The sequence below is a fragment of the Roseateles oligotrophus genome, assembly GCF_025717515.1.
Taxonomy (GTDB): domain Bacteria; phylum Pseudomonadota; class Gammaproteobacteria; order Burkholderiales; family Burkholderiaceae_C; genus Paucibacter_A; species Paucibacter_A oligotrophus.
The window spans coordinates 346,607-358,597 of sequence record NZ_JAJIRN010000006.1; the positions used below are offsets into that span (position 1 = coordinate 346,607).

Sequence of the window (11,991 nt, forward strand, 5' to 3'; positions counted from 1 at the left end):
ATTCGTTGAACTATTCACAAACTATTCAAATGAATGCCACCAGACGGCTGACTTCGCTCACTCAAACTCAGCAAATTGAGCGTGCTTTAGCTGTGGGCCCGCTGTCAGCGGCGCAACTTGTTGCTGTGCTTGGAATCAGCCAGCCAACCCTGTCGCGAACTATTCGTGACATGTCTGCTTCGGTGTCCAGCTTCCGCGTCACCGGCGACCGCACACCGCGCTACGCGATGCTCCGTTCATTGCCAATGGGCCTGAACCCCCGGCAGCGTGTCTACCGGCATATGAGCCAAGGCAATATCGAGCCTTTTGCAGACCTGGAGTTCCTCGCGGGCGGGGCCACGCTGGAGCGCAGTGGCACTGTCACTCGCTTGTACGAGGGGCTGCCGCCCTATCTGCGGTTTGCCGCCCCGTCTGGCTTCCTCGGCCGCCAGCTGGCCCAAGAGGCGGCACGTACCCTGCCTTTCCCTGGCAGCCTGAAGGATTGGGGGGATGACCATTGCTTGGCCTACCTCTTCACGCGAGGCATCAACCTGCCTGGCAATCTTGTTTTCGGTGACGCCTGCCTGCAGATGGAGCTCGATTTCCGCAGCCTGCGCCCCACCGCCGTCGACAGCAAACTCGAACATTACGAAGGGATGGCGGCCGCGCTCAAGGGTGCGACCTACGGCTCCAGCGCCGGTGGCGAGCAGCCGAAATTTCTCTGGTTGACCGAGGATGCTGGCCACGTCATCGTGAAGTTTGCCAAGCTCGGCAGCCGCATGGCTGAATTGCTGCCGCTCGAGCATCTGGCGCTGCGCTCATTGGCCGAGGTCGGTGTGCCGGCCTGCCGTACTCGGCTGCTGACTTCTGATGCCTACGTTTTCCTGGAGATCCAGAGGTTCGACCGCATGGGCCTGCATGGCCGCATCGGGATGCTCTCGGCCGGCGCTGTTGACGATGAATTCTTCGGCAAGCGGGACACCTGGCCGGAGTTCGTGGCAAGGTGCGAGCAAGCGAAGTACCTCAGCCCTGCCGACGCACGCCTTGTCGACACCATGGCCGCCTTCAGCGAGCTGATTGGGAACACCGACCGCCACTTCGAGAACATCTCCTTGCTGATTCGCGAGGACGGTGAATACCAAGGCATTGCGCCCGCCTACGACATCCTGCCGATGCGCTACGCCTCGATCGGGGGCGGCCTTGACCCCGACCTTGTGGACATCGAGCCGAAGATCGGCAGCATCGGAGCGAAGCCGGCGGTATGGGCAAAGGCCGCTGCGGCTGCGGATCGCTTTTGGCGGGCCGCCATGACAGAAGATTTGTCGGCGCCGATTTCGCCTGCGATGCGTGCTTGGGCGCAACGAAATCTTCAAGTGGCCAAGGCGTTTGCAGCGCCGTTGTTGCCCATGCCCATGCCCTTGCCCTTGCCCTGAATCAAAACGTCGTCGGTTTTTTGTCGCGGGAACGAATAGTCAGCTGGCTGGATTTCGGGCTCAGTGATAGTCCTCTTCGAGCTGGTGGCGTAAGGCCAGCACGACGACCTTGGATGTGCTGACAATCTCGTACAGCGCCACGTAGCCGTTGCTACCGAAGGAGATGATCAACTCCCGCTGAGCGGGGTTCCGGGCCGCCTTGCGAAAGCTGAACGGCGTCACGCCCAAGCCGTGCTGCACGGATGCCCTGATCGCGGCTATAGCCGCTTGAGCGCCACCGAGTTGTTCGCTGGTCTGGTTTCGGCTCGGCTCGGCGAAGCAAGAAATCAAAAAAGCGCCATGTTCAGACCGCAAAGGTCCGGCGCCAACAACTGCGCTGAAGCCATGGCGCTGGACAGTGGCAGGCTTTTAGGGATATCGCACAGACCGCCGCCCATCTATGCTGCATTGCAGCATTTACCAGGAAGATCCTTATGCGCATCATCATCAACATCAACAGCAACTTGGCCCGGATCGGGCTCGGCCTACTCACGCTATTGACCGGCCTGCATTCGGCATGGGCGGCCGACAGTCTGCCGGCCATACAGGCGGCGGCCGACCGCACCTCAATCTCGGGCTTGTCCTCCGGGGCCTTCATGGCGGTGCAGTACAGCACCGCTTATTCGGCCAGTGTGATGGGCATCGGGGTCGTCGCCGGCGGGCCTTACAACTGTGCTTATGTGAATCTGGGCGGCATTCTGACTTGCATGAGCGGGGCGCCGTCGGGCGGGGTCTCATGGCAAGCCGCACAGGGCTTTGCCTCACTCGGGCAGATTGACCCGGTCGCTGCCATCAGCAAGTTCAAGGTCTATGTCTACGGAGGCAAGCATGACACCGTGGTGCTGCCCAGCGTGGTGAAGGCCACCAAAGACTTCTATACCGCCGGCGGCGTAGCCAAGAAAAATCTGGCCTATGTCAGCAGTTTGCCCTCGGGCCATGCCTTTATTTCGCCGGATTTCGGCAACGCTTGCAAGGTCACCGAGTCGCCCTACATCGCCCAATGCAAGGTGAAAGGCGCGCCCTATGACCAGGCCAAGGCCATCCTCAGCCAAATCTATGGGCCGCTCAAGCCGGCGATGTTGTCGCTATCGTCCACGGTGCGGCCGTTTGATCAGCGTGAGTTCGCTGCGGCCGAGACGGGGCTGGACAATATCGGCTTCTACTACCTGCCCAAAGCCTGTGCCGACAAATCCAGCCATTGCGCGGTGCATGTGGTGTTCCATGGCTGTGAGCAGGGGGCGGCGGTGGTCGGCAGCGATGTCTACAGCAAGGTCGGCTACAACCGCTGGGCCGACGTCAATCAGATCATCGTGCTGTATCCGCAGGTGGTGGCCACCGAGTTGCCGCTCAACCCCAAGGGGTGTTGGGATTGGTGGGGTTACTCGGGGCTGAATTTTCAGGTGCGTGGTGGGCCGCAGTTGCAAGCGGTCAAGGGCATGGTGGACCGATTGATCTCGGCGCCTTGAGGGGGCGCGTAGCACTTTTTTTGATTGCTTGTTGCGATTGAATTTCCAAGGCCTGAGAGCAGCTTTCGGGCTTGTATGCCAGGGCCTGCAGAAAGAATGCGTGGCCTTCGACGCTATTGCTTGCCCCGCACGATGCCGGGAGTTCGCCCCGGCGGGCGACCTACATCTCTTGTCTCGCCAAGAGATGTAGGCCAGAGAAGGCGCTCAGCCGCTGGTAGGCGTCTGATCCTTCGGCAGCCGTCGCAAGCGATGCTTGCTCGGTGCGGCCTCAGACCCTGCCGCATGGCCCTGCGGGTCCGCTCGGATGCTCAAATTTGCCGGGCCGCGCCCAACTCGCTTCGCGCCCTAACGGCCACTGCGCTCAGACAGGGGGCGCGAAGTCAGTTCGTGAAGTCGCTGCGCGACGCCCGGCAAATTCTCCGCTCCTCGCCATGCAGAAGGGGTGAACTCCAAAGAACACGACTCGCTGCGCGTCGCCTCGATGGGTGCTGCGCTGCGCGCCTGCACCTTGCAGGCCGATGACTTAAGGGTCAGGTCTTGCCTTTAGATTAAAGACCTGACCCCGAACCTTTCCGAACCTTTCAGCTGGCCGCGCGGAGCTGAAAATATACAGGCAGCGTAGCGCGGCCAGCTGGCGGAGGTCCACTCGAGCGACGGGTCAGAGCGCTCTTTCATACGTCGAGTTTAAAACCCAGGTTGATTTCGGATGCTGACTTGCCGCCTACGCCCCAGTTGTCCAGGGAAGGCTCATGCAGGATGATTGTGATGTCATTGGGTTGAATTCCAATTTCACCAAAGCGCCGAGCAACCTCGTTGTACAAGTTGCGCTTCGCATCCAGCGATCTTCCGGGAAATATCTGAATTTCTACCAAAGTGTAGTTCTCAGTCTTGCTTGGCGGCACGGGGAAATGCTCGGGCTTGTATTCGATGTAACGAATCTGCTTGTCATCCTCAGGCACTTTTAATGCGATAAGTTGAGCTTGGTAGACAGCATCGATGAGCGCGGCAACTTCCACTGCGGTTCGCGGGCGGCAGACTTCAATTTTGGCGATTGGCATGACGTGAATTTTGGATTGGGCGAGTAACGGCGCGCTTTGTATTGGAGCGCTCTAACGTCAAAGTTGAGCCGCGAGCGGCGGCTGGGCACGGAAGGCCCAGAATGAAATGGGGGCCTGGAGAGACCAGCCGTTGCGAGTCGGCTCGAACTAGGGGTTAGCCGTCTGTGGGTTCATGGAGGAATGCGGACTGAATGACCCTAAGCTAGCAAGTTCTTGGCGAAACAGACTGCTTCAGCTTTGCCGGCGTATTTGCCGAAGTTTGGAATACGGGAGTAACCCTTCTTCTCGTAGAACGAGACTGCTCGGAGGTTGACGACTCGGGTCTCCAGCCAGAGCTGAGAATAGCCAAGTAGTCTTGCCTCGCTCTCTAAGTGGGCGAGCACTGCGCTCCCGACGCCGGATGTGCCTGGCATTGCATACATGCGCTTCACTTCTGCCGTTGATTCTTCGATTGGACGGAAGGCGCCGCAGCCGACGGGAGTTCCAGTGCTCGTGCGAGCAACGACAAAGCAGGCTCTGCTTCCACGAACATCGTTTGGATCGAATGAGGACTTACCACTGTCCCCCGTGATCTTTGCGAGGGTCTCTGACAGTGCGTCAATCAACTGCGCGGCTGCGGGCGAGGCTGGATCTTCATTTGTGATTGTGAACATGACGTGTAGAAGCTGGGGTCAGACGGCTAACGAACAACCCCAAATCCACAGCCACTTCTGCCGACCGGCGCGCGGGAGTCTTTGTCGAATGGGATTGCTGGTTTCATTGCTGAAATGAGTTTGATGAAGCTTGTGCTGCACCCGTGAGCGCAGCCCGAGGGCGATTGTGCCGCTTGGCGGCCGGGTTACTGAATCCTGGTTTGCCCAAACCCCGCTTTCGAGAGCTTTTCGATGTTGTGCACCACACCACAAGGCCGGGGTCAGGTCTCAAATCTACCTGATTAGGTATCCGAGAACTCGGGGTCACGAGAACTCGGGGTCAGGTCTCAAATATATAGTCAAGACCTGACCCTCAAGCAATCGACTTGCGAGGTGCATGCGCGCAGCGCAGCACCCTTCGAGGCGACGCGCAGCGAGCCGTGTTCTTGGGTGTTCACCCCTTCTGCATGGGCGAGGAGCGGAAGATTTGCCGGGCGTCGCGGAGCGACTTCAAAGACTGACTTCGCGCCCTTTGTCTGAACGGAGCGTAGCGAAGTGAGTTGGGCGCGGCCCGGCAAATTTGAGCATCCGAGCGGACCCGCAGGGCCATGCGGCAGGGGCGCCTTCTTTGCCCTCTTTCTTGTGCGCACAAGAAAGAGGGTCGCCCGCCGGGGCGAACTCCCGGCATCGTGCTGAATGAGCAATACACACGAAGCCAGCCCCGAAAACCGAGCCCGACTGAACCGGACCATCAGTTCTCCGCAATCTTGCCGCCCTTAAGCACCACATCCCCACCAGCCTTGACGCCCACGGCCTCACTGGCCTCGAAGCTCAGCCTGCGCCCCTTGATGACAATGCTGCCGTCCTTCTTCATCAGCAAACTCGACTGGCCCACCACCAACTCCAGCGAATCACCCGCCTCGATGCGCAGCGTCTTGCCGACTTGAGCACCCATGTCCTTGGCCACCACCGTCAAGCGGTCCTTCCCATCGATCACGACAAGGCGGTCAAGGGACAGCGGCGCAGCGGCCTTCTCTTTTGGCATGACAAGTCTCCTCATGTTTGGCTGGGCCCGGGCCTGTGAAGGATAGCGGACGAACCGCCGCTCGCCCGCAACCATGGCCCTTGAACCACGCACTAGCCTTGCAGCCGCATAGATGGCTACGGCCCGATACGCATCTTCAGCGTCGGCGCAACTGCGCCAAGGTCCATGCCGGCAACAGCTCCAAATAGCCGGGCGCAAACGCGGCCTCGGCTTGCCATAAATAGCGCGCGCTCATGGCCCAGGTCCATTCCTGCGGCAGTTGCCCCGCGTAGTCGGCCGCATTCAGCAGCTTGTGATCGCCACCTTCAAACACCTTGACCGCATGGTGCTGCGGCTCGATCAGGTGCAAAGCCTGGTCCGAAGGCCCGGCGTTGAGCAACTCGGCATAACGCTGCGCACTCGCGGGCGCATCGACATTGAGATCCTGCGCCCCCCAAACCGCCAACAAGGGCGCCTGTGTCTGGAACAGCCCCGTGCTCACATCGGCGCGCCGATTCAGCGCCACAAAACGGTAGCGCTGCGCAGAAAGAGGCTCGGAATTGGCGCCGGGTGGCACGGGCGCAGCCGATACATAGGCCGCCAGCGCACGCAGATAGTCGGCATGGCCGAGCGTGACATCCGGCTGCGGCGCGCCGCGCTGCCAAGCGATGACACGCTGCACCGCCTGCGCGTCGGCCATGCCTGCTCGCGCCAAGCGCATGCGGGTGAAGTACTCGCCCTGGCTGGCCCAGTCCACCGCACCACCGACGGTGATCAAGAAGGCGGGCGCCCTGATGACCTTCCCCTGTTGGCCCCATTGGGCGGCTTGCGCCAATACCCAAGCGCCTTGCGAAAAGCCGATCAAACCAGAACCCTTGGCATCCAACTCGGGCCGCTGCGCCAACATGGCCATCGCGGCAGCCGCCTCTTCGGCCCGGTCAGACATGGTTTGCTCAAGCCAATTGCCTTGATTCGGGCCTTGAGATTGCCCGGTGCCGAGCTTGTCCCAGCTGTAGCAAGCAATGCCGGCCTTCAAGAATGCATTCATGACCAGGGCGTACTGCTCAAGCCCACGCGTTTGGGCGCCATCCCCATGGACAAAAGAAACGACCGGATGGGGCCCCGGCCCGGCGGGCAGCAGCAGAGTCCCGGTCAAGGTGTTGCCTGCATGCGCAAAGCTCAAGGGCAGCTCACGCTCGGCCTTGAGTTCATGCGGTTCCAGCAGCCACAAAACCATCAAAGTCAGGGCAACGCCCAGCGCGGCCAGGCCCATCAAGAGCTTAAAGCGAAGAGTTCGAATCATTGAGAAACAGCGGAATGGCTTGGAAGTGGTTGAAAGTGCTTGGAGGTTTTGAAGGCCTTGGCAAGGATAGCGGACTGCTGCTCTTGTACGCCATTCGCCGTATATGCCGCGCGGCCGGCGCTGCCTACATTGGACCTGTCCGCAATGCGATTGCGGCGAGCTTAACTGCCATTCAAGCCCCTAACCCTTTCCAGGAGCGCATCCACCATGCTGCAACGCCGCCACTTCTCCCTCAAGACCCTGGCCGCCGCCAGCGCCGTCGCCGGCCTGAGCTTCACCGGACTCAATGTGCAAGCCGCCGACACCATCAAGGTCGGCGTGCTGCACAGCCTGTCCGGCACCATGGCGATCTCGGAGACCGTGCTCAAGGACACCGTCTTGATGGCGATTGACGAGATCAATGCCAAGGGCGGCGTGCTGGGCAAAAAGCTCGAGCCGGTGATCGTCGACCCGGCCTCCAACTGGCCGCTGTTCGCCGAGAAGACCAAGCAGCTGCTGACCCAAGACAAGGTGGCCGTGATCTTCGGCTGCTGGACCTCGGTGTCGCGCAAGTCGGCGCTGCCGGTGCTGGAAGAACTCAACGGCCTGCTGTTCTACCCGGTGCAGTACGAGGGCGAAGAGCTGAGCAAGAACGTGTTCTACACCGGCGCCGCGCCGAACCAGCAGGCCATCCCTGCGGTGGACTACCTGATGAGCAAGGACGGCGGCGCGGCCAAGCGCTGGGTGCTGCTGGGCACCGACTATGTTTACCCCCGCACCACCAACAAGATCCTGCGCGCCTACCTGAACAGCAAGGGCGTGAAGGATTCGGACATCGACGAGAAGTACACCCCGTTCGGCCACAGTGACTACCAGACCATCGTCGCCGACATCAAGAAGTTCTCGGCCGGCGGCAAGACCGCCGTGGTGTCGACCATCAATGGCGACTCCAATGTGCCCTTCTACAAGGAGCTGGGCAATGCCGGCCTGAAGGCCAAGGATGTGCCGGTGGTGGCCTTCTCGGTCGGCGAAGAAGAGCTGCGCGGCGTGGACACGAAACCACTGGTCGGCCACCTGGCCGCCTGGAACTATTTCATGTCGATCAAGAACCCGAGCAATAGCGAATTCATCAGCAAATGGACCGCCTATGCCAAGGCCAAGAACCTGCCCGGCCACAAGGACAAGCCGCTGACCAATGACCCGATGGAGGCGACCTATATCGGCATCAATATGTGGAAGCAGGCGGTTGAAAAGGCCAAGAGCACCGAGGTGGACAAGGTCATCGCCGCGATGGCCGGCCAGACCTACACCGCGCCCAGCGGCATCACCTCCAAGATGGACGAGAAGAACCACCATCTGCACAAGTCGGTGTTCATCGGCGAGATCAAGGCCGACGGTCAGTTCAATGTGGTCTGGAAAACCCCGGCCCCGGTCAAGGCCAAGCCTTGGAGCCCCTTCATCGCGGGCAATGACGTCAAGCCCGATGAGCCGGTGAAGAAATAAATAAGAGAAGAGCGAGCCGTATGAAGCGCCTGCTGAATTCAATGTTATGTTGCCTGCTTTTGTGGCCCTGCGTCACACAGGCCTTGACGCCGCAGCAGGCGCTCGCGCTGGCGACCGGCGATGGCGACGAGCGCAGCGCCGTGCTGCAAGCGATCGTCGCGGCCCCGGACGCCAGCAGCACAAGGCTGCTGCTGGCCATGAAGGCCGAACAAGTGAAGCTGGACCCGGCGCGCCAAGTTTTGCTCATCGTCGCCGCCAATGGCGATATGCAGGACGCGCTTACGGGCAAGCCGCTGACCCAGGTGCCGGCGGCTCTGGAAGACGTGATGCTGAACAACCGCCTGCGCGGCGAGCTGGATCAAGCGCTGGCGGTCTTGCAGCTGTTCGCGCCGGCTACTGGCTCTGAGCGACTCGCTGCCGCGCGGGCCTTGCAGCAGGACGCCAAGATCGACTATCTGCCCATGCTGGACATGGCGCTGACTAAAGAAGCAGACACCGCAGTCCGTACGGAGTTGGCGCTGGCAAGAGCCGCTGCGCTGTCCTTCAGCCCGGTCGCAGATCAGCGCCTGCTAGCGGCCAAACTGCTCGGTGCCTCGCGCAGCCCGGCCACCCAATTGTTGTTGAACCAGCGCCTGGCCGAGGAAACCGACCCCGACGTCAAAAGCGCCTTGAAGAACTCGCTGCGCAGCCTGGAATCCACGCTGGCGTTTGGCGAGCGCCTGGGCGCCTTGTTCACCGGCCTGAGCCTGGGCAGCATCTTGCTGCTGGTGGCACTCGGCCTGGCCATCACCTACGGGCTGATGGGCGTGATCAATATGGCGCATGGCGAGCTGATGATGATTGGCGCCTACGCCACCTATCTGGTGCATCTGGCCTTTCGCCAATGGTTGCCGCCGAGCTGGTTTGACTATTACCTCGTCTTGGCCTTGCCGGCGGCCTTCCTCGCCGCCGCAGCGGTGGGCGCGTTGATGGAGCGGCTGGTGCTGCGCTGGCTGTATGGGCGGCCGCTGGAATCGCTGCTGGCGACCTGGGGCCTGAGCCTGATGCTGATGCAGACGGTACGCAGCCTGTTCGGCGCGCAAAACGTCGGCGTCGAGAACCCGGCCTGGATGAGCGGTGGCTGGCAGGTCTTGCCGAATCTGAGCCTGCCCTTCAATCGCCTAATGATCATTGTCTTTGCCGGCCTGGTGCTGGGCGGCATGACGCTGCTGATCAAGCGCACGCGCTTGGGCCTGTTCGTGCGCGGCGTGACGCAGAACCGGCCCATGGCCTCCTGCATGGGCGTCAACACCGCCCGCGTCGACACCTATGCTTTTGCGCTGGGCTCCGGCATCGCGGGCCTGGCCGGCTGTGCGCTGAGTCAGGTCGGCAATGTCGGGCCGGATCTGGGCCAGAGCTATATCGTCGACGCCTTCATGGTGGTGGTGCTGGGCGGCGTCGGGCAATTGGCCGGCACCGTCTATGCGGCGCTGGGCCTGGGGCTGCTGAACAAGTTGCTGGAGGGATTTGTCGGCGCCGTGCTGGCCAAGATCGCCGTGCTGGTCTTCATCATCATCTTCATCCAGAAGCGCCCGCAAGGCATCTTCGCGGTGAAGGGCCGGGCGGTGGAAGCATGAAGAACTTGCCACACACACAACTGCTCAGCCCCAAAGGCTGGCTGAGCTTCGCCAGCGCGCTGCTGGTCATCTGCCTGCTGGCACCCATGCTCAACCTCTGGGTGCCCGAGGGTCAGGTCTTGCATCTGAGCGACTATGCGGTGGGCCTGCTGGGCAAGTTCATGTGCTACGCGATCTGCGCGCTGGCGATGGATTTGATCTGGGGTTTTGCCGGCATTTTGTCGCTGGGCCATGGCCTGTTCTTTGCACTCGGCGGCTACGTGATGGGCATGTATCTGATGCGCCAGATCGGCAGCGACGGCCAATACCAAAGCGCGCTGCCCGACTTCATGGTGTTCCTGGACTGGAACGCGCTGCCCTGGCATTGGAGCTTCAGCGACAGCCTCATCGCCACCCTGATCCTGATCCCGCTGGTGCCCGGCCTGGTCGCCTTTGTGTTCGGCTTCTTTGCCTTTCGCTCGCGCATCAAGGGCGTCTACTTTTCCATCATCACGCAGGCGCTGACCTATGCGGCGATGCTGCTGTTCTTCCGCAATGAGACCGGCTTTGGCGGCAATAACGGCTTCACCGACTTCAAACGCATTGCCGGCCTGACGATCGCCACGCCCCAGATGCGCATGCTGCTGTTCGTCTTGAGTGGCCTGTCCCTGCTGGGTTGCTATTTGCTGGCGCGCTGGCTGACACGCAGCAAGTTCGGCCGCGTGCTGCAGGCGGTGCGTGATGCCGAATCCCGACTGATGTTCTGCGGCTACTCGCCGTTCGCCTACAAGTTGGGCGTCTGGACGCTGTCTGCCGTGATGTGCGGTGTGGCCGGCGCGCTCTATGTGCCGCAGGTCGGCATCATCAACCCGAGCGAGATGAGCGTGGCCAATTCGATCGAGATCGCGGTGTGGGCGGCGGTCGGTGGGCGCGGCACGCTGCTGGGCCCCATCGTCGGTGCCTTTTTGGTCAACGGCGCCAAGAGCTGGTTGACGGTCAGCGCGCCGGAGATCTGGCTCTATTTTCTGGGCGCGCTGTTCATTGCGGTCACGCTATTTCTACCGAACGGTCTGGCGGGCCTGATCAAATTCAAGGGCAAAACATCATGACCCCCGATCTGATGGAGCAAGGCAGCGAGCGGCTGCAGCACAAGAAGGAAGTCGACGAAAACAAAGGCAGCTCGGGCGGGCGCAATGCCGGTTACTCCCGCATACACGAACCCGGCGCCTTGGACCTGGCGCATGGCCGCATCCTTTACCTGGAAGAGGTCAGCGTCTCCTTCGACGGCTTTCGCGCCATCAACAAGTTGTCGCTGGACATTGCACCGGGCGAGTTGCGCTGCATCATCGGGCCCAATGGTGCCGGCAAGACCACGATGATGGACATCATCACCGGCAAGACCCGACCCGACGCCGGCCAGGTTTTCTTCGGCAGCACCATCGACCTCTTGCGCCACAGCGAGGCCGAGATCGCCGGTCTGGGCATTGGCCGCAAGTTCCAGAAGCCGACCGTGTTCGAAGCGCTGACCGTGTTCGAGAACCTGGAGCTGGCGCTCAAGTCGCCGCGCGGTGTGGCGTCCGCGCTCTGGCACCGGCTCAGCGGCGTGCAGCGCGACCGCCTCGGCGAGGTGTTGACGCTGATTCAATTGAGCGATCAATGGCAACGGCCGGCCGGCCTGCTCAGCCATGGCCAGAAGCAATGGTTGGAAATCGGCATGCTTTTGATGCAGGAGCCCAAGCTGCTGCTGCTGGACGAGCCGGTGGCGGGCATGACGGACCAGGAAACCGAGCGCACGGCGGAGCTGTTTTTGTCACTGAAGGGCAAGCATTCGCTGATCGTGGTGGAGCATGACATGAGCTTCATCGCGCGCATCTCCGAGATCGTCACCGTGCTGTGCGAGGGCGCGGTGCTGGCCCAGGGCACGCTGGCCCAGGTGCAGGCGGACGAACGGGTGATCGAGGTCTATTTAGGACGATGAGC

At 61.4% G+C, this 11,991-nt stretch carries 11 protein-coding genes; 6 read left to right on the forward strand and 5 right to left on the reverse strand.

The window, feature by feature from the left end; genetic code table 11:
- Positions 1–170: 170 nt before the first annotated feature.
- Positions 171–1,412, forward strand: coding sequence for a HipA domain-containing protein (locus LNV07_RS15030; protein WP_263571972.1), 1,242 nt, complete (start codon positions 171–173; stop codon positions 1,410–1,412).
- Positions 1,413–1,472: 60 nt separating this feature from the next.
- Here LNV07_RS15030 and LNV07_RS15035 read toward each other — a convergent pair whose 3' ends face one another.
- The gene (locus LNV07_RS15035) at positions 1,473–1,652 is read right to left on the reverse strand and encodes a hypothetical protein (protein WP_263571973.1); all 180 of its coding nucleotides are present in this window, start codon (positions 1,650–1,652) and stop codon (positions 1,473–1,475) included.
- 233 nt (positions 1,653–1,885) lie between these two features.
- Between LNV07_RS15035 and LNV07_RS15040 the strand changes: the two genes are divergently transcribed.
- The gene (locus LNV07_RS15040) at positions 1,886–2,917 is read left to right on the forward strand and encodes an extracellular catalytic domain type 2 short-chain-length polyhydroxyalkanoate depolymerase (protein WP_263571974.1); all 1,032 of its coding nucleotides are present in this window, start codon (positions 1,886–1,888) and stop codon (positions 2,915–2,917) included.
- A 671-nt stretch (positions 2,918–3,588) separates the two neighbouring features.
- Here the strand turns inward: LNV07_RS15040 and LNV07_RS15045 are convergent.
- The 4 genes from LNV07_RS15045 to LNV07_RS15060 form a co-directional block, all read right to left on the reverse strand.
- Positions 3,589–3,975: a tautomerase family protein gene (locus tag LNV07_RS15045; RefSeq protein WP_263571975.1), complete on the reverse strand. Its 387-nt coding sequence runs from the start codon at positions 3,973–3,975 to the stop codon at positions 3,589–3,591.
- A 197-nt stretch (positions 3,976–4,172) separates the two neighbouring features.
- Positions 4,173–4,628: a GNAT family N-acetyltransferase gene (locus tag LNV07_RS15050; protein WP_263571976.1), complete on the reverse strand. Its 456-nt coding sequence runs from the start codon at positions 4,626–4,628 to the stop codon at positions 4,173–4,175.
- A 730-nt stretch (positions 4,629–5,358) separates the two neighbouring features.
- The gene (locus tag LNV07_RS15055; RefSeq protein WP_263571977.1) at positions 5,359–5,652 is read right to left on the reverse strand and encodes a hypothetical protein; all 294 of its coding nucleotides are present in this window, start codon (positions 5,650–5,652) and stop codon (positions 5,359–5,361) included.
- 136 nt (positions 5,653–5,788) lie between these two features.
- Positions 5,789–6,934 carry an alpha/beta hydrolase family protein gene (locus LNV07_RS15060; RefSeq protein WP_263571978.1) on the reverse strand — a complete coding sequence of 382 codons (1,146 nt, stop codon included), beginning with the start codon at positions 6,932–6,934 and terminating at the stop codon, positions 5,789–5,791.
- Between the two features lie 207 nt (positions 6,935–7,141).
- Here LNV07_RS15060 and urtA point away from each other — a divergent pair, with 207 nt between their 5' ends.
- Genes urtA through urtD form a run of 4 tightly spaced genes read left to right on the forward strand, consistent with a single transcriptional unit; the run spans position 7,142 to position 11,989 of the window.
- Positions 7,142–8,416 (forward strand): urea ABC transporter substrate-binding protein, encoded by a 1,275-nt coding sequence (gene urtA / locus LNV07_RS15065; protein ID WP_263571979.1) that lies wholly within the window; start codon positions 7,142–7,144, stop codon positions 8,414–8,416.
- A gap of 20 nt (positions 8,417–8,436) precedes the next feature.
- Positions 8,437–10,032: an urea ABC transporter permease subunit UrtB gene (gene urtB, locus LNV07_RS15070; RefSeq protein WP_263571980.1), complete on the forward strand. Its 1,596-nt coding sequence runs from the start codon at positions 8,437–8,439 to the stop codon at positions 10,030–10,032.
- Positions 10,029–11,120 carry an urea ABC transporter permease subunit UrtC gene (gene urtC / locus LNV07_RS15075; RefSeq protein WP_263571981.1) on the forward strand — a complete coding sequence of 364 codons (1,092 nt, stop codon included), beginning with the start codon at positions 10,029–10,031 and terminating at the stop codon, positions 11,118–11,120. The genes urtB and urtC overlap by 4 nt, the downstream gene beginning before the upstream one ends.
- A complete protein-coding gene (gene urtD / locus LNV07_RS15080; protein ID WP_263571982.1) occupies positions 11,117–11,989 on the forward strand; it encodes an urea ABC transporter ATP-binding protein UrtD in 873 nt (290 codons plus the stop codon). The genes urtC and urtD overlap by 4 nt, the downstream gene beginning before the upstream one ends.
- The last annotated feature ends 2 nt before the right edge of the window (positions 11,990–11,991 follow it).

Coding starts and splice junctions, on each gene's coding strand:
- urtC (WP_263571981.1), top strand. CDS start 10,029: ATGAAGAACTTGCCACACACACAACTGCTCAGCCCCAAAGGCTGGCTG.
- LNV07_RS15055 (WP_263571977.1), bottom strand. CDS start 5,652: ATGCCAAAAGAGAAGGCCGCTGCGCCGCTGTCCCTTGACCGCCTTGTC.
- LNV07_RS15045 (WP_263571975.1), bottom strand. CDS start 3,975: ATGCCAATCGCCAAAATTGAAGTCTGCCGCCCGCGAACCGCAGTGGAA.
- LNV07_RS15040 (WP_263571974.1), top strand. CDS start 1,886: ATGCGCATCATCATCAACATCAACAGCAACTTGGCCCGGATCGGGCTC.
- LNV07_RS15030 (WP_263571972.1), top strand. CDS start 171: ATGTCTGCTTCGGTGTCCAGCTTCCGCGTCACCGGCGACCGCACACCG.
- urtD (WP_263571982.1), top strand. CDS start 11,117: ATGACCCCCGATCTGATGGAGCAAGGCAGCGAGCGGCTGCAGCACAAG.
- LNV07_RS15060 (WP_263571978.1), bottom strand. CDS start 6,934: ATGATTCGAACTCTTCGCTTTAAGCTCTTGATGGGCCTGGCCGCGCTG.
- urtB (WP_263571980.1), top strand. CDS start 8,437: ATGAAGCGCCTGCTGAATTCAATGTTATGTTGCCTGCTTTTGTGGCCC.
- LNV07_RS15050 (WP_263571976.1), bottom strand. CDS start 4,628: ATGTTCACAATCACAAATGAAGATCCAGCCTCGCCCGCAGCCGCGCAG.
- urtA (WP_263571979.1), top strand. CDS start 7,142: ATGCTGCAACGCCGCCACTTCTCCCTCAAGACCCTGGCCGCCGCCAGC.